This is a genomic window from Sporosarcina aquimarina (assembly GCF_033253705.1).
In the GTDB taxonomy this organism is placed as follows: Bacteria; Bacillota; Bacilli; order Bacillales_A; family Planococcaceae; genus Sporosarcina; species Sporosarcina aquimarina.
In genome coordinates this window covers 443,297-461,727 of record NZ_JAUBDH010000002.1, presented here as the reverse complement: position 1 = coordinate 461,727, position 18,431 = coordinate 443,297, and the positions used below count along the sequence as shown (strand labels likewise).

Below are 18,431 nucleotides of genomic sequence, written 5' to 3'. Positions count from 1 at the left end.
ACAAAGGTGATGAACAATTATATGAATACAACAGAGATTCTGAAGGTATTAGCCGAAGAAAGAAATATGAGAAAAGCTGCTGAACGGCTTTTCATCTCTCAACCTGCACTTTCGCAACGGCTTCAGACTATTGAAAAAGCATGGGGTGCCAAGTTGTTCGTCAGATCTCAAAAGGGATTAGTACCTACTGCTGCAGGTGAATTAGTGATTGAATTTGCAAAAGAGACGGTTCAGCGAAAAGAGGAAACGATAGAACAAATTGCAGGTCTTGCAGATCGGGTGCACGGTACACTTAAAATTGCGTGTGCATCTATAGTGGGTCAAACATGGCTGCCAGAGGTCCTTAAAGACTATGTAAAGCAATACCCGGATGCTAAAATTTCACTAATGACTGGATGGACATCAGAAATATTAAAGGCTCTTTATGAAGGCGAGGCGCATGTTGGAATTGTCCGGGGAGAAGTGGATTGGAATAGCAGACGGAAATATCTGTTCCGTGATCAGCTGTATTTAGTAGACAAGGAAATTACTTCACTAGAACAATTAAAAGATACCGAACGCCCTTATATCCAATTTAAAAGTGATTCTAACTATTATACAGAAATTCAGCAATGGTGGCAGAAGCATTTCTCTAAAAATCCTGGAAGACAATTGACAGTTGACCAAATGGAAACATGCAGACAACTTGTGTTAAACGGGATTGGATATGCGATTTTACCATCCATTACACTGCGCGGAGACGAGCAGGTTAATAAGATTCCTCTCCTGAATAGTGAGGCGGAGTTTGAGCTTACAAGAGATACGTATTTAATCGGCTATGAATCCATTTTTGACTTGAAACAAGTCGATGCATTTTCAAAAGTAATAGAAAACCATGCAGAACAATTGCGTGCAGATTCGAGTTTACTTGGAGATGGAACTTTCTAGGTAATAGAACGTACTAATTATCGAACTAATTAATAACAATTCAGAAAGTGAGGTGGTCCAATTGTCGAATCCTCTGTGTAAATCGATTCGTAGAATACTATTGTTCATCACAATCGTTTTCTTATGGCCAATGAGTACAACCTATGCCGCGCCAAACCTTAATGTGTCTGTTCAAGCAGGGTTGGACCAAAAATCGAAAGAGGGTAGAGGTGCACCTATCATCTTTACAATCGAAAATAATGGAACTGAGTTCACCGGAGATCTTGTCGTGGATACTGCATCTGGGCAGTCAAGCGGTATTGGACAATCCGTGCCCATTACGATTGGAGAAGGTGAAAAACAAACAATCACGATGTACGTCGACTCGATTAATGATCCCATGAACTACGGATCCCCAACTAAGAAAAACATTTTCTTCTATGAAAACGGATGGCGTTCAGGTGAAGAAATTAAGCACTCTGGATCACAACTCGTCTCATCGTCTTCTTTCCCTCAAGATTCATTATTCATAGCAGGATTATCAGACAATATTGATCGGCTTTCTTCTTTAAAAGACATTAACCTAAAAGATCGACAGGGCACACAACTTCTTAATTTGACGAAGCAAGACCGAACGCTCCTTCCTAATGAAAAGAAAGGGTGGGATGCAGTAGACATTATCGCAGCAGATGGTTTTCCGATTGCAGATTTATCTCAAAAGCAGCAAGAAGCAATGTTTGCTTGGGTGGAATCGGGAGGAACGCTGCTACTCGGCGGATCACAAAATATTTCTGCAGAAGCAGGTATTTTTTCCGAAATGCTGCCGCTGGAAATTACGGGGAATCAAGAACTTGCACCGGCTTTGTTCAATGAAAAATTTAAAAGTCCAATACCGGGATTCTCCACAAAGTTGAAAAAAGATGCTGTTATTCTTTCACAGAAAGAAGACACGATTTTAGCTGCATCCGAACTTGTAGGCTCAGGTATGATTTTGCAGACCTCATTTTCAATGGGAAGTGAAGCATTCAGATCTTCCATCGGCTCAAAATCTTTTTGGACGGAACTGTTGAATAAGCGAGATCAATTATTAAACTCGCGACCTATGCAGCCTTATTACAATAGCCCAACTGACGATTTAACATGGAGTGTCGGGGAAGCGAACGAATTATTTCCATCATTTAAAGTCTCGACTCCACTGCTTTTTGGAATAATTATTGTATATATTGTTTTGGTCATTCCGCTGCTCTATCTTTTTTTGAAAAAGCGGGACAAAAGAGAGCATGCGTGGTGGATTATACCTGTAACTGCAGTCGTCGTCTCTTTTGCGATTTTCGCTTATGGAGGAAAAGACCGCTTAAGTCATGCTCAGTTACAGCATTCCGCTGTTTACTTTGTGGAACCGGATAAGAGCCTATTAGGGTATTATACTGAAGCATTGCTAACTGACAAGAGCGGTGATTTCACGTTCGCAATTCAAAATCCAAGTACAGTTGCTGTGAATTCTTCGGCAAGTTTCATTTTTGGATCTACAACGCCTCCGCACCATCGGGCAGTTTTAGAAAAAGGGGCTACGGAAGAACTTCTGTCATTTAGAAACTTAGGCTTTTGGAACGTGGCTTCCGTCTATGGTAAAACTGAAACAAATGCAATTGGAAGTTTTGAAACGGATTTGACGCTAGAAAAAAATAGCTTAACGGGCACTATTACAAACAATTTCCCATTCAAAGTCAATGACGTAACGATTTTGTCTGGCAGTAAAAAGATTGAGCTTGGATCTATTCTAGCTGGTGAAACTATGAATGTTCAAGAAGAAGTGAAAGCGACAATATTAGGGGCACGAAGCGTTTCACAAAGTGGGTATATGAATCCATCGGCATCGAGTCAAGAGGATTTAGTGAAGATGAGAAAAGAAGGACTGCTAGAATTTTCTTCAACCCATTTGAATGATTCATCGAAGCCGATATTATCAGCAACGACAGAGACTCAGATTATGGAACTCTCATTGAAAGATCGAAAAGCGAAAAACTCACCACTATCTATGCTGCTTCAACCCATTGATATTGACTCAAAATTGACAGGGACTGTCAGAGCAGACGGAGATTTGATGGAAATGGAGATGCGCTCATCTTCTGGATATCCAGCGGATTTATTAGATGAAATAACTAAGGAGTATATCTTCTCTGAAAAGGAGTATACACAAACTTGGAAATTGCCGAAAGACTTTACAGACACAGTGAAGGTATGGAGTAAACTCCAATTATTCGGTGTGGATTATAACCGCTATGAAGTTCATTTACTGAATGTTAAATCAGGGGAGTATGAATTGTTGGAAGATAAAGCGAATCCAGCTATTGAACCTGCAGATAATTACGTGTCTAAGGATGGGGAAGTGAAGTTAAAGCTTACCTTTTCTGATGCTCAAATGGGTGAGCCTGTACACCCGCCAGAAATTCGTTTAACAGGGGAGGTTGCAAAATGATAGAAATCTTAAACTTAACAAAGAAATATGGTCAATTTACAGCGCTGGATAATCTGACATTGTCACTGGACGAGGGAACTGTATTTGGCTTTGTCGGTGCAAACGGCGCAGGGAAGTCGACCACATTTCTCATTTTAGCAACACTCTTGCAACCTACTTCTGGGACAGTAACTATTAATGGAATTGATAATACTAAAAAGCCTGAAGAGATTAGAAAACTGATAGGCTATATGCCAGACTTTTTCGGGATTTACGACCAACTTAAAGCTCACGAGTATTTAGACTTTTACGGTGCCAGTTATGGGATCCCCGTAGAGAAGAGGAATCAGTTAATTACAGAGTTATTGGAACTTGTGAATTTAACAGACAAACGAGATGTGTATGTTGACTCGCTTTCTAGAGGAATGAAACAACGGCTTTGTCTGGCAAGGAGTTTAATTCACGATCCCAAAGTTCTTATTTTAGATGAACCAGCATCCGGTTTAGATCCGAGAGCACGTGTTGAAATGCGTGACATTTTAAAGTCATTAAAAAAAATGGGGAAAACTATTTTAATTTCATCACATATACTGCCAGAACTTGCGGAGATGTGTGATGAAATAGGCGTCATTGATAATGGGAAGCTCATTGCACACGGAAGTGTGGCGGAAATTCAAACTCAGTTACAAGGAGACAAAGCAATTACTGCCCGCATTAATGGGAACATTCCAGCGGCAATTACATTCTTGGAAAACAACCCGAATGTCTCGGCAATTTCAAAAGACAGTATAAGCGACTGCTTAACGTTCACGTTTAAAGGAGACGACCGGCAGCAATTTGAATTATTGAGGGAAGCTATATTGTCAGGGATTCAAATCGTTTCGTTCTCCGAAAACTCTGCAGATCTTGAAGATGTATTCATGGAAATCACGAAGGGAGTGGGTCATGTTGAAAGCAAATCTAACTAATCCCGTTCTCGCTAAAGAACTTAAACTTCGATTTCGCAGCTCTAAAAGTTTCATTGGTATTCTGCTTTACTTGATCGCGATGTGCATATTCGTATTCGGATTCATCTATACGACAACATCACTTTCAGGAACAGTCTATTTCAAACCATCAGAAAGTGTTATTTTGTTTACCTTTTTAACTTTCATACAATTAGGACTGGTGTTATTTATCACGCCTGGTCTGACAGCGGGAACAATTAGCGGGGAGCGGGAAAGACAAACTTTGCCTATGTTATTAACAACATCACAAAGCTCATTTCAAATTATAACGGGTAAGTTGTTATCTTCAGTCCTGTTTTTACTGCTGCTAATTGTTGCTGGATTACCTGTCTACAGTATGGTGTTTTTGTTCGGAGGAATATCTCCTGTACTGTTCGTCAAGTCTTTACTGTTTTTGATTGTGACGTTACTTGCGATTGGCAGCCTTGGAATATTGTTTTCAACATTAATTCGGCGTACGACGGTTTCAATGATTGCGGCTTATGGAAGTATGCTATTTTTCACAGCAGTTGTACCATTTTTGTTTCTTATTGTGATACAAGTAAACCAGCTGGGGGCTATGGGGTCTACTCTTTCCAAATCTTATCTTGGTCACGTACTTGCAAGCATTAATCCCGAAATATTTTTTGCCACGTTACTGTCACCGGAACTTGAAATGAGTTTGCAAGAAGTGACTCAGGTCCATTTTCCGTTATGGATTGGTTATTTAGTGTTTTACGGATTGGTGGCCATCATTTCTATTTGGATTGCAACTAAGCGGTTACGAGTGAATATGAAAAAACGTAGATAGGGAGGAGACCAAAATGGCTGTGCGTTCTGAAGCTCTGAAAGTAATCAACCGGGCAATCACTAAAGTTAAAAGAAGTTTACGGCTGGAACAAGCGAGTATTTTAGCCCTTCGAGGTATTGCTGCTGCCATTGGAGCAGCTGCTGCAGTCATTTTGGTCTCGAGATTGTTTGTGTTTCCTTACTATGAACGATATGCGTGGCTAGCTGCATTCGTTATTGCACTAGGAACGGTCGCAATGTATTTGCAGAAGCGGATCAAATCAGCACATGCAATCCATGCATTGGATGGCTATTTACCTGACAACTTACTAATTACATCGTTGGATAAAGAAATCCAGAAAACCGACTTCGGAGATTTGCTAATACAAAGAACTGTTGCTAGAATTCCAGCTGCATTAAGTTTGTTTTACACTCGAAAAAAGAAACGTCCAGAGGGGAAAGTTGCACTGGCTGCATTAGGTGCAGGGTTACTCCTTATAACTCTTCTGCTATTTCCCTCACCTGCTCAGCAAGAAGCGAAAGTGATTCAAAAGGAAAAAGAAGTAGTGAGCGAACTGGCGAAAGAAACGGCCAGCCAACTCAAGCGGGTAAAAAATCCTGAAGTGAAAAAGAAATTAGACCAACTTGCATCAGACTTAAAAAAAGCGGACAGCTCAGAAGAAGCACTTAAAAAGTTTGTGAAGGCGCAAAAAGAATTAAAGCTCCAGCAAATGCAGTTAGTTGAAAAGAAAAGAAACGCACCGAGTACGAATGCACAATCTAATTTAACTGCTCAACAAAAACAGCAGCTCGGTGAATTGGAAAAGATAACAAAATCTCTCGCACAACAATCAGATGTGGCGAATGAAGAACTAACAGCAATTGGTAAAGCGCCATCGATCCCTCAATTAGCAGGAGGACAAAGCGGCGCTGGCGGTCAACAAGGTGCGAACGATCCTTCAAAGGGGAACAGTAACCCTTCCCCTAGTAGCCAGGGAACGAAACCAGGACAATCGCCCTCTGAAAACGGAAACCCCGATGGGAATAATGGCCAAGAGCAAAGTCAAGGCCAGGGTCAAGGTCAAGGTCAAAGCCAAGGTCAAAATCAAGGACAGGGCCAAGGTCAGGGCCAAGGTCAAGATCAAGGCCAAGGACAGGGCCATGGCCAAGGACAAGGACAGGGCCAAGGACAAGGCAAGGGCCAAGGTCAAGGCCAAGGCCAAGGACAGGGCCAAGGCCAAGGGCAAGGCCAAAGTCAGGGTCAAGGGCAAGGTCAAGGTCAGGGACAAGGCAATGGACCAGGCAAAGGCGAAGGTGGCAGAAACCTGCTCTCAATCCCGAATTCACGCTTCGGAAACAGCTCTGGAATGGACCGCGATAACGGAAAGTTAGGCAAAGGTGATTCTGTGGATTCGAAGGATAAGCAGACCACGAATGAACGGGGCACCATTCGGCCATACGAAGAAGTCGTTGGTCAGTATAAGGATGCCTATTTAAAACGTACAGACCAGCTGCCGCTTTCACCTGAGCTGGAGAAAATTTTGACAGACTACTTTTCATCGATTGAATAGTGAATGTGGAAAAGGGGGAACACAAGATGACAGCATCCCTGGAATTATTTGAAGAGATGAGTCAAAAAATGATTGAAGTGAGAACTGAAATCGAGAAATTCATTGTCGGACAAGAACAAGCTATTGAATACGCATTGCTGTCAATCCTTGCGGACGGGCATGCATTATTAGAAGGAGCACCGGGACTCGGGAAGACCATGCTCATCCGTACGATTAGTGAAGCGTTGGATCTGTCATTCAAAAGAATCCAGTTTACACCCGATCTAATGCCATCCGACATTACAGGCACAACTCTATTAGAGCGAACAGACGATGGACGTCAACAATTCACATTCAATGAGGGACCGCTTTTTAGCCAGCTTGTATTAGCGGATGAAATTAACAGAGCGACTCCTAAAACACAAAGTGCTTTACTTGAAGCGATGGGTGAAAAAACAGTAACAGTATTAGGGTCGACCTATTCTATGTCTAAACCATTTTTCGTTTTAGCTACTCAAAACCCAATTGATATGGAAGGGACGTATCCATTGCCAGAAGCCCAATTGGATCGGTTTTTATGTAAGATCAACCTTGAAAATCCAACAGCCGGTGAATTAAAAGAAATTGTGAAACGTACAACTGGAACGGCGGTCATTTCCATTCGAAAAGTAATGAATGACGACCAGCTCCTATTAGCTCAGCAGTTAGTGCGTGAAATTGTAATTGCTGAAGAAATGATCGACTACGCTGTTCAACTTGTATCGATGACGCATGAAGAGATAGGGGATGCTAACTCCTATTCACCTTATATCCAGTTCGGAAGCGGTCCTCGCGGTCTGCAGGCGATTATTCGGTTAGCAAAAGCAAGAGCTTTTCTTTCCGGAAGAATCCACGTGTCCATTGGGGACATACGGACTGTTGCAAAACCCGCATTGCTTCATCGAATTCAATTGAATTATGAAGCGGAGGCTGAAGGGATTACAAATGATAAGTTTTTAGATCACGTACTTGCTGAAATGCGGAAAGAGGCGGTTGGTTAATGACTTCTTTTTTCCCTGCAAGCTTGGCATCCCGTCTTGGAAGATTATCGTTTGTTCAACGCAGTGGACGTCTAGGACATCACAAGGGAAGTCACGTTTCCAAAAAGACGGGAGCTTCCTTGGAATTCTCCGATTTCAAGGAATACCATCCCGGTGATGACATACGCCATATTGATTGGAATGTCTATGCCCGAACGGATTCTTACTTCATTAAACAATTTCTAGATGAACAAGAGATGCGTATTCATATTTTGCTAGACACTAGCTGTTCTATGGGATTTGAAGATAAGTGGATATTCACACAGAAACTAGCTGTAGGTATCGGTCAAATCGCTTTAAAGAATGGGGATACGGTATCGATTAGTAGAATGCTCGATGGAAAAAAACAGATGTTCAACAGAAAAGGTGCTCGACAATCTGGAGCATGGACATCTTATATAAGTAAAATGGAGCCGCCAAGAGAAGGACATGGACTGATAGACGCAATTCCTTCTATTCCTAGAGGGACTACAATTTTGTTTGTGTTAACGGATGCTTTAGAAACGATTGAACAGCTTACAAAACTGTTCCAAAATCTTTCAAGCAGATGTCCTGACATTCGATTTGTCACTGTTCGATCTAAATCAGAACTTCAACCTGATTATCAAGGGGATTTGAGGTTGATTGATAGTGAAAGTAATGCCAATGCAGAAGTAACCATGATGCACTCTACAGAAGCAGACTATCAAAAACGTATGCAATCCCATGAAATCAGCATGATGGAAAGTGCAGCTAAATACGGCATAAGCGTTTTAAAAACGACCCCTCAAACAGGACCGGTCGATGTATTCACGATGCAGATGCGTAAGATTGGCTGGGTTCGCTAGAGAGGAGGTCGAAAGATGGGGTTTAGCAGTTTAGCTAACTTGTGGACATTGGTTTTTCCACTAGCAGTCATCGCATACTATTTGTTCCGAAAACGGTTTGTATCCAAAACGGTTTCTTCTACGTTATTTTGGACGCATGACCGAAGAGAAGAACAAGTCTCTCCGTACATTAAAAACTTGCAGCGCAATTTGTTACTCTATCTTCAGTTACTCGCACTCTTCCTTCTCGTATTCCTATTGCTGGGGCCATTCGTCAAACAAGAAAAAACAGATGGTATTCCTCTTGTTTTCATCATCGACAGCTCCGCGACTATGCTTGCGCAGCCGACAGATCGCACTCTATTTGAAACAAACCGGGACACAATGAAGAAGTTAGTGGAAGTAGCGGAGCGCCGTCCAATCTCGATAGTAGTGACAGGGAAAGAACCGAAATTTGCAGCTCAAGATACTGGCGTTACACAAGCCCTCCGTGAGGCTGAACAATTATCTGTACAGTACGAACAAAGCCATATAGGAAATTCCATTGAGCTTGTGGAGTCCATTTATCATGACCAAGGTGCTGAAGTTCATATTTTTACGGATTCACTTGAAAGAACGGCGCTATCGAATGACAATAACAAAATCAGATGGCACGTTCATGCGAATGAGCAAAAAATCACTAATCATTCAATTAGCCGATTTGGGGCAGTGCGTAAACAAGATACTGTGTCAGCAATCGTAAAAGTGCAGCATGATACGGTTGAAAAAGAGTCAGGATCCGTTCAATTGAAAGAAGCAAAAAGTGGAAAACTGTTAGGGGTAAAAAAGTTCGAAGGAGAGCCGGGAACTGAGGAGCTGATTTCATTCCAAGGGATTGAAACCGATGCTTCTTCACTAGTTGCTGAGCTTGAAGAAGCTGATTCCTATAGTGCGGATGATCATGAGTTTACACTTTTAGCGTCTGAACGTACACGAGTCGTCATCGATCCCGCACTTCATGAGCTGCTTAAAAAAGCAGTAGAAGCGATTCATGACGATGTATCGGAGGATGGCGAAGCCGAACAGACAGCAGATGATGTATTAAGAATTACGAATTCCGCTGATTGGTTACATAAAGGATCCCGGCCAGTATTATTGATCGGAAGAGATGATGCAGAGCCCGTGAAGGCGGTCGGTGATATCGAAGTTACCGATGATTCACTGTTCTCAATCGCATCACCAAAAGAAATGTATGTGGAGAAAATCTACCCCGCCTTTGATGGGTATGAGGTGCTTGCTACAATAGGGAGCGAACCTCTCATACAACGATCTCCTAGAGGGGATGTTGTGTTTCTTGCAGATTTGGAATCTACAGATTGGCCACTGCAGCCTACTTTTCCAATATTTGTATGGAGTGTCATGACTTCGTTAGCAGAAGAATCGGATTCCCTCAGTGTATTTACACCATTGCAGCGAAAATCTGTAGTAATGGCAAATGCAGCAGACATGTACGATATGGAAGGGGATTTTTTAACAACGACTGAGTCTTCTAATACATTACAAGCTCCAGCCAAGCCTGGAATTTACAAAGTGACAGATGGAGACACGGAGAAATTATTCGCTGTTCAACTCGAATCTTCCGAAAAAAATGTTGCAGTTGGTGAAACGTATACAATCGGCAACATAGTAGGAACCGATAAAAAAACGAAGCAAATAACTCCAATAATATGGCCATTTCTTTTGCCTCTCTTGCTTCTGTTACTACTAGAATGGGAGGTGCAGCGCAGACGTGGATATCCGTATTGAACATCCAATGTGGTTACTTCTTTTAGTACCAGCCGCTGCCTATCTGATTTTCAGCTGGCGATCAGTGACACACAAGACAGCAAGAACTAGAATTCTTTTCATCCTTAGAAGCGGAGCGATCGTTTTACTGCTTGCTGCACTCGCAACGCCCTATCTGCTTCTCTATGACGATGAAGAACAAATTCTATTTCTTGCAGATCGTTCTGCTTCGAATGATGGCGTACAGGAAGAAATCGATCGTTGGATAGAAGAAGGTCTATCCGCCAAAAAAACGGATCAATCTGCAGGGATCTATTCATTTGCCGGGGATTTCAGAACAGATGTTGCGATAACTAAAGACCATTTGCGCTTACCCGAAACGAAACCAATGCTCGAAGCCGGACAAACAGACATTGAAAAAGCAATTTCACTGTCGGCTTCAACAGGCAAACCAGACTCAGCAACTCGTATTGTCTTACTGTCGGATGGGTTAGAGACAAACGGAAACGTCGCGAATTATTTACGTAAATTCACCGACGGCCGCGTCCAGATAGACGTCGCACAACTTGAACGTAAACACTATTCAGACGCAGCACTTACGAAACTGGAACTACCGAGAACTTCTTATGCTGGCCAACAGCAATTGTTGAAAGTGGAAATCAACGCATCTGACCGAACTTCAGGCACCCTTTATTTATATAAAGATGATCAGCCGCTTGGTGAAAAGGAAATTGACCTTGCACCGGGGGTAAATGAGTTTACTTATCCAATCACTGATTATGAAACGGGCTTAATGAAGTATGAAGCGAAGCTAGTCGTAGAAGACGATCATTTTCTTGAAAACAATCGAATGTTCGCAGCAGTATCCGTTCAAGGACAACCATCCGTTTTAGTTGTGGATACAGAAGATAACCCTTCAGTTATCCCGGATCTTTTAGACAACAATGCGTTAAATGTAGCAACGATGCGGGCTGAACAGTTACCTTCGACACTATCAGGGTACTTACCTTATCAAGCTATTATTTTTGATAATGTACCAGGCACGATTGTTGGAGAAGAAAAGATGGGCCTCATTGAACAAGCTGTTAAGAACTTCGGAACAGGGTTCATGATGACTGGGGGCTCGAACAGTTTTGGATTGGGTGGATATTTTAAAACGCCAATTGAAAAGCTGCTTCCTGTTGAAATGGAAGTGAAAGGAAAAGAGGAACTTCCATCTCTAGGACTTATGATTGTGATGGACAGATCAGGAAGTATGAGCGGTTCAAAACTGATTCTTGCCCGAGAAGCAGCCGCCCGTTCAGTCGACCTTCTGCGTGAAAAAGATACATTCGGTTTTACGGCATTCGATGAAAACATTTGGGAAATCGTACCTTTAGCCCCACTACAAAATAAGAAAGATGTAACCTCTAAAATTTTGTCCGTACCAGCAGGCGGGGGCACTGAAATTTTTCCTTCTGTTGCGAAAGCATATGAAGATTTATCAGATCTCTCATTACAAAGAAAACATATAATTTTATTAACAGATGGGCAATCTCAAATGCCTCCGGGCTATTTGGATGTTTTGGCTGAAGGTAAAGAGAATAATACAACACTGTCTACAGTAGGGATCGGATCAGATGCCGACCAAAGATTATTGGAAGAAATGGCGGAAGCAGGAGGGGGACGGTATTACGGCGTCATCGATGAATCAACCGTACCTGCGATTCTATCCCGTGAAACTATTACAATGACCAGAACTTATATTGAGGATAATCCATTCAGGATGAAGTTGGGGGGAGTAGCTGAGTGGAATCAGCTGTTTGCAGAAGGAGTGCCTCAGATGAATGCATATATTGCAACCACTGCGAAACAAACAGCACGTGTTGCAGCTATGAGTCCGAAAGAGGATCCAATTATAGCGGAATGGAAATATGGTCTTGGTCGCACGGTTGCTTTCACCTCAGATTCTTCTGGGAAGTGGTCAGGAGATTTAGCATCATGGTCTCAGTATCCTGATTTCTGGAGTACGGCTATGACCCGTATTTTACCTTCGTATCGGTCAGCTCCCTATGTCATAACACAACGTGATGGCGGGAAGTTTACAATTTCAGATACAAGTGGAGAAGCCGCATTTTTGGAAGTTTCTGCTGTAACTGAAGATGGGGAAGAAGTACAAGTCCAACAAGAGCAAACAACGCCGGGCAATACAACAGTAACTATTGAGTCAGACCCGGGACTTGTCTATCTAAGTGTTACAGATGACCAAGGCAGTCTTTTTGAAACAGGCGTCACTATACCTTACGGAGAAGAGTATATGCCAAGAGAACCTGATGAACAACTCTTAGAAAAGGTAATGTCGCAAACTGGGGGAACCCTTTTAAGAGATCCAAAAGAAGCATTTCGTCCACATCCATTTAAAGGAGAAGAAAATAGAACTATTACGAATTGGTTGCTTTTCGCATCTTTACTTCTTTTCTTCGCTGATATCACATTGCGGCGATTCAGTCGTTTGGTGCCGAGGCTGCGGGCTAAACCAGTTTCGGAAATGCCTGAACCATCTCCGCAAACTAGCGTGAGCGAGCTATTGAAGCAAAAAAGAAAGCGTTGAATTCCATACAAAAAGTTCCAAAGCGCGTGAATGCGTTTTGGAACTTTTTTGTGGTTAAGATCGTGTTGTTGATAATACTTGAACGTTGCGTTTCGCCCATGTGGCAGCGATCAGGAAGCAGATTAAAAGAATAGTAGTACCCAGGAAATAAGGTGCTGTCATTTTCCAATCGAAGACAAACCCTGCAAGGGCAGGACCCACCATGTTTCCTAAACTCATATACGCATTCATCATTCCTGCTGCATAGCCCTGTTCGTCACCTGCCAATTTAGAGACTAATGTATTGACTGCAGGTCGCAGTAAAGCAGTCGCAGTCGAGAAAATCGTTGCCACCAATAAAATCGACCAAAACATATTCACAAATGTAATCCCGAGCATGGCGACTGCGGCTACAACCAAGTTGACTAGGATAATACGCATCTCACCATATCGTTTAAATAATCGATTGATGATAAAAGTTTGAATGATGACTCCTACAAAGCCGCCGACTGTAATAACGACGGCAATCATGAGAGGTGTATAATCATATTTAATGCCGACATACAGCGAAATTGTCGATTGGAAGTTTGCTAACCCGAAAGAGAATACAAACATTACGATCAAGACGACAAAATAGGATTTCTTAGTCGATTGGACAATTTGCGTGAACAAGTTTTCCGACCGTCTTGGCCCATTTTCAGCCGCAGGACTAGGAGCGGGATTCGGTAAAATATAAAGGGACAAAATCGCAGCAAATAGTGCAGCTCCTGCAGCGAAGTAGAAAGGAAACTGCAGACCGAACTTGGAAAGAAACCCGCCAATTCCAGGACCGATCATAAACCCAAGTGACATCGAAGCACCAAGTAATCCCATACCGCGTCCTCGTTCTTCAAACGTGGTAATGTCTGCAACGAATGCCATCATTGGAGGTATCAGGAATGCGGAGCCGATACCTGAGAAGAACCGTGCAGCAAAGAGCATCCACAATTCGGTAGATAGTCCAAAAGCTAATTGAGACACCCCGTAGAGAGCGAGTCCAAAAATAATAATCTTCTTCCGACCATGCCGGTCAGACAACGAGCCGGAAATAGGAGAAAAGATAAATTGAGCGAATGAGAACACGGCAATCAGGGAACCGAGTGCTGCACCAGCTACACCAAAAGTGCCCAAATAATCAGGCATGATCGGGATAATAAGTCCAATTCCTGACATAGTGATGAACATGTTAAACATCAGGATGTAAATTGCAAATGATGTGGATTTACTGGCCAATCGCGTTCCTCCTTATTTTCAATTATGTACTCGTCCTAGTGTATCATACCGCCTGTCCGTACAGTATTCGAACAACTCGGACGACTCTCCAAGCTTAATTTATAGATGTGATAAAAAATCTTTAAAGTAATCATAGCCAGTGGAATGCTCAGAAAACAAAAAAAGAGCTCATAAACCAGAGAAAGTGCTCATAAAGCAAGATAAGAGCTCATAAACCAGAGAACGTGCTCATAAACCAAGAAAAGTGATCATAAACGAGAGAAAGAGCTCATAAAACAAAAAAAGTGATCATAAACCAGGGAAAGAGCTCATAAAACAAAGAAAGAGCTCATAAACCAACAAAACGAGCACATAAAGCGAAAGTGATGCCCGCAATTCATCCCCAAAAAAATCTTCCCTTCAGCAACCCACACGCAACAAAAAAAGCAGAAGCGCCAAAGCGCTCCCGCCGTAATTCCCACAATTACTTCATATCCATCTTGAATTCCAGGAATAATTCATTGTACGTACCAAGCATTTCAAGACCTAGATTTTTATATACTTCCAGGTGGTCCCGTGCTGCTTCGTCGGGATAATACCGTTCATCGGAAGTGACTTCTTCATCTAAGAAGTCCAATGCTTTTTCATTAGGTGTTGAATAGCCTACATAATCCGCATTTTGCGCTGCAACTTCGGGTTGTAACATGAAGTTGATGAATTCATATGCGCCGTCAATGTTTTTAACCGTCTTCGGAATCACAATATTATCGAACCACAGATTGGAGCCTTCATCGGGAACGACATACGTGATGTCTTCATTCTCTGACATCATATCCGCGGCTTGGCCAGACCAAATCAGCGAAACGGCAGCTTCGTTATTCATCATCATTTGAGTAACTTCGTCACCGATAACCGCTTTAATATTCGGGCTTAGCGTCTTCAGTTTGTCTGTTGCCTCACGAAGTTCCGCAACATTCGTTGAGTTGAGAGAATATCCAAGAGAATTCAAACTCATTCCAATCACTTCACGAGCACTATCTACTAGCACCGCTTCCTGTTTCAATGAAGGATCCCACAAGTTATCCCAGCTCTCAAAAGTTTGCCCTTCTAGCAACGTAGGATTATAGGCAATACCTAGTGTGCCCCAGAAATAGGGGATGGAATACGTATTGTCAGGATCGAAAGGAAGGTCCATGAAATAGGGATCAATATTTTTGATGTTTGGAATCTTGTCGTAGTCCAGTGGAATAAGTAAATCTTTTTCGCGCATCATTTCCACCATATACTCTGAAGGCACGGTAATATCGTAAGAAGTACCGCCTTGCTCAATTTTACCCATCATACCTTCATTGGAATCGAATGTTTCATAAATCACATTAATCCCTGATTCTTTTTCGAATTGCGTAATGAGATCCGGGTCAATATATTCTCCCCAGTTGTAAACTGTCAGTGTGTTTCCACCGGATTGTGCACCGCTCTTCGCAAGCTGAGCGTTGACAATCATTAGGACCGCGGCGGTAAAAGCTATTAAAATTGCTCCTCTTACTAACCCTTTCATCGCTTCACCCCCGCAGCTGGAGTTTTAGGCCGATTGGTAATGAAATAATATCCTAAAATCAAGCCAGCAGTGATCACGAAAATGAGCCCAGATAGTGCGTTAATGGTCAACGTTACACCTGTACGCGCCATCGAGTAAATTTCGACGGACAGTGTGGAGAATCCGTTTCCAGTAACGAAAAATGTTACAGCAAAGTCATCAAGGGAATATGTTAATGCGAGGAAAAATCCAGCGAAAATCCCTGGCTTGATGAACGGTAAAATGACGCGTGACATAATTTCTTTTCGAGTTGCTCCAAGATCCAGTGCTGCGTCAATTAACGTCGGACTCATTTCTTGTAACTTTGGCAATACCATGATGACGACAATTGGAATACTGAATGCAATGTGCGAAAGCAAAACAGACGCAAATCCAAGTTTAATGCCAACTAATGTAAAGAGAATGAGGAACGAGGCACCAATGATAACATCGGGACTCACCATCAAGATACTATTCATCGACAGCATGGCGTTCCGCATCGCTTTGTTTTTCATGTAATGGATTGTAATGGCACCCATGACGCCGATGGCAGTAGATACTAACGCCGACAGTAAGGCAACCACTACAGTATTGAGAACGATTATAATTAGCCGCTTGTCTTCAAATACAGCAGCGTAATGCTCCCATGTGAATGACTCAAAATGAGACATCGTGCCGCCAGAGTTGAATGAATAAAAAATTAAGTAAAAGATAGGCGCATAGAGAACGAGGAAGACGACTGTTAAATAGATCTTAGGGAGTTTACCGTTTCTTTCCACTTCCAGCCACCCCCCTTTCGTTTGCAGTCGTGAGCAGTAAAATAATAACCATGAACAAGATTAGGAATACAGCGATCGTCGATCCCATTCCCCAATTCTGTGTAACGAGGAACTGCTGTTCAATAGCGGTACCGAGTGTAATTACTTTGTTCCCTGCAATTAGCCGAGTAATCATGAATAACGAGAGGGCAGGGATAAACACAACTTGTACTCCTGACTTCACACCGTTTAGTGTAAGAGGCAAAATAACGCGAGTAAAAGTAGTCCAAGCGTTCGCTCCAAGGTCTCTCGAAGCATCTACTAAAGCAGGATTCAATTTATCAAGTGCATTAAAAATCGGTAAGATCATAAATGGAATAAAGATATAAACAGACACGAACACGAAACTGAAATCTGTAAACAGGATTTGCTGCTTTCTGATTCCTACAGATTCGAGCAACGCATTCACTGGACCGTACAACCCCATTAATCCGATAAATGCATAGGTTTTCAATAATAAATTGATCCAAGATGGGATGATAATAAGCAGCAGCCACAATTGCTTATGCTTCAATTTTGTTAAGAAGTAAGCGGTAGGGTATGAAATGAGCAACGAGAAAAATGTAATAAGAAACGCATACCAAAATGAACTGATCGTTAACTTGAGATAGACAGATGTAAAAAAGTTTTTGTAGTTATCGAACGTAAACTGTCCGCCTAAATCGAAAAATGAGTAGTAGACGATAAGTCCGATTGGTGCGATGACAAATAGTAAAATCCAGAGAGTGTAGGGGACTGTCGACAAACGCAGTCCTAGTCGATTAGTTTTCATCCGCCGCACCATACGCTTCAAGCCGCGCATCATAGTCTTCCTCAGACTCGTTGAGACGCATTACGTGAATATTTTCCGGGATGAAATCCAAGTCGATTTGCATGCCGACGTCGGCTTTCTTCGTCGAGTGAACGAGCCACTCGTTTCCATCTTGGTCGTATGTTGAAATCTCATAATGAACCCCACGGAACAAGGAGGTATCGACTGTAACCGTAAGTTTTCCTGTATTCAATGGTGTGATTTCGAGATCTTCTGGTCTTAATACAATGTCCACTTTCTCATTTGGCTGCAGTCCGGCATCGGCGCACTCAAATCGTTTCCCATTGAATTCAACTACATAATCTTCAATCATGACGCCTGATACAATGTTCGATTCACCGATGAAATCTGCTACAAAGCGGTTAATGGGTTCATCGTAAATATCGATTGGCGTTCCGGACTGCTGAATTTGTCCGGAGTTCATAACAAAGATTTCATCAGACATTGCAAGTGCTTCTTCTTGGTCGTGTGTAACGAATATGAATGTCTTGCCGAGCCGCTGCTGCAGTTCACGTAATTCATACTGCATCGCAGAACGTAATTTCAAATCCAGTGCTGAAAGGGGCTCGTCTAATAGGATGACTTCAGGATCGTTGATAATTGCGCGTGCAATCGCAACCCGTTGACGCTGACCACCTGACATTTCAGTGATCTCGCGACTTTCATACCCGGATAGATTGACGAATTTTAAAGCTTCTTTTACACGGCGGTCGACTTCAGCTTTTTTGACCTTTTTAATACGCAGTCCAAACGCGACATTCTCGTAAACGTTCAAGTGAGGGAATAATGCATAATCTTGAAAAACTGTATTGACTTGACGCTCGTTAGCTGGTGTTTGGTTCACTGATTTCCCATTAAAATAGATTGTTCCTTCGGACGGTTCCGAAAATCCTGCAATCAATCTAAGAATAGTTGTTTTCCCGCAGCCAGAAGGGCCAAGCAATGTATAAAACTTTCCGCGTTCCATTTCAAATGAGACGCCATCCAAAACTGTAGTATCTTCATTAAAACGTTTACTGACATTCTCAAAACGAATGATTGGTTGTGTGGACAATGAAGGTCCCCCTT

The 18,431-nt window shown here is 42.3% G+C and carries 14 protein-coding genes; 9 read left to right on the top strand and 5 right to left on the bottom strand.

The genetic code is table 11. The annotated features are described in order from the left end of the window. Positions 1-9: 9 nt before the first annotated feature. The 9 genes from QT716_RS04935 (at position 10) to QT716_RS04895 (ending at position 12,928) form a co-directional block, all read left to right on the top strand. Positions 10-927 carry a LysR family transcriptional regulator gene (locus QT716_RS04935; protein ID WP_317934958.1) on the top strand — a complete coding sequence of 306 codons (918 nt, stop codon included), beginning with the start codon at positions 10-12 and terminating at the stop codon, positions 925-927. A 61-nt stretch (positions 928-988) separates the two neighbouring features. Beyond that, positions 989-3,385, top strand: coding sequence for a hypothetical protein (locus QT716_RS04930; protein WP_317934883.1), 2,397 nt, complete (start codon positions 989-991; stop codon positions 3,383-3,385). After that, positions 3,382-4,332 carry an ABC transporter ATP-binding protein gene (locus QT716_RS04925; RefSeq protein WP_317934881.1) on the top strand — a complete coding sequence of 317 codons (951 nt, stop codon included), beginning with the start codon at positions 3,382-3,384 and terminating at the stop codon, positions 4,330-4,332. The genes QT716_RS04930 and QT716_RS04925 overlap by 4 nt, the downstream gene beginning before the upstream one ends. After that, positions 4,313-5,161, top strand: a complete 849-nt coding sequence (locus QT716_RS04920) for an ABC transporter permease (protein ID WP_317934957.1) — start codon at positions 4,313-4,315, stop codon at positions 5,159-5,161. The genes QT716_RS04925 and QT716_RS04920 overlap by 20 nt, the downstream gene beginning before the upstream one ends. Before the next feature lie 13 nt (positions 5,162-5,174). Beyond that, the gene (locus QT716_RS04915) at positions 5,175-6,710 is read left to right on the top strand and encodes a hypothetical protein (protein WP_317934880.1); all 1,536 of its coding nucleotides are present in this window, start codon (positions 5,175-5,177) and stop codon (positions 6,708-6,710) included. Positions 6,711-6,736: 26 nt separating this feature from the next. Then, positions 6,737-7,729, top strand: coding sequence for an AAA family ATPase (locus tag QT716_RS04910; RefSeq protein WP_317934878.1), 993 nt, complete (start codon positions 6,737-6,739; stop codon positions 7,727-7,729). Beyond that, positions 7,729-8,595 carry a DUF58 domain-containing protein gene (locus tag QT716_RS04905; RefSeq protein ID WP_317934876.1) on the top strand — a complete coding sequence of 289 codons (867 nt, stop codon included), beginning with the start codon at positions 7,729-7,731 and terminating at the stop codon, positions 8,593-8,595. The genes QT716_RS04910 and QT716_RS04905 overlap by 1 nt, the downstream gene beginning before the upstream one ends. 15 nt (positions 8,596-8,610) lie before the next feature. Further along, positions 8,611-10,359 (top strand): vWA domain-containing protein, encoded by a 1,749-nt coding sequence (locus tag QT716_RS04900; RefSeq protein WP_317934874.1) that lies wholly within the window; start codon positions 8,611-8,613, stop codon positions 10,357-10,359. Further along, a complete protein-coding gene (locus QT716_RS04895; RefSeq protein WP_317934872.1) occupies positions 10,343-12,928 on the top strand; it encodes a VWA domain-containing protein in 2,586 nt (861 codons plus the stop codon). Before QT716_RS04900 ends, QT716_RS04895 begins: the two co-directional genes overlap by 17 nt. A gap of 54 nt (positions 12,929-12,982) precedes the next feature. Here the strand turns inward: QT716_RS04895 and QT716_RS04890 are convergent, their stop codons facing one another. The 5 genes from QT716_RS04890 to QT716_RS04870 all read right to left on the bottom strand — a co-directional run bounded on the left by QT716_RS04890 (position 12,983) and on the right by QT716_RS04870 (position 18,417). Beyond that, positions 12,983-14,179 (bottom strand): MFS transporter, encoded by a 1,197-nt coding sequence (locus QT716_RS04890; protein ID WP_317934870.1) that lies wholly within the window; start codon positions 14,177-14,179, stop codon positions 12,983-12,985. Between the two features lie 463 nt (positions 14,180-14,642). Continuing rightward, positions 14,643-15,716: an ABC transporter substrate-binding protein gene (locus QT716_RS04885; protein ID WP_317934869.1), complete on the bottom strand. Its 1,074-nt coding sequence runs from the start codon at positions 15,714-15,716 to the stop codon at positions 14,643-14,645. Beyond that, positions 15,713-16,513 (bottom strand): ABC transporter permease, encoded by an 801-nt coding sequence (locus QT716_RS04880; RefSeq protein ID WP_317934867.1) that lies wholly within the window; start codon positions 16,511-16,513, stop codon positions 15,713-15,715. Before QT716_RS04880 ends, QT716_RS04885 begins: the two co-directional genes overlap by 4 nt. Further along, the gene (locus tag QT716_RS04875) at positions 16,497-17,324 is read right to left on the bottom strand and encodes an ABC transporter permease (RefSeq protein WP_317934865.1); all 828 of its coding nucleotides are present in this window, start codon (positions 17,322-17,324) and stop codon (positions 16,497-16,499) included. Before QT716_RS04875 ends, QT716_RS04880 begins: the two co-directional genes overlap by 17 nt. Beyond that, positions 17,314-18,417, bottom strand: coding sequence for an ABC transporter ATP-binding protein (locus QT716_RS04870; protein ID WP_317934863.1), 1,104 nt, complete (start codon positions 18,415-18,417; stop codon positions 17,314-17,316). The genes QT716_RS04875 and QT716_RS04870 overlap by 11 nt, the downstream gene beginning before the upstream one ends. Positions 18,418-18,431: the final 14 nt, after the last annotated feature.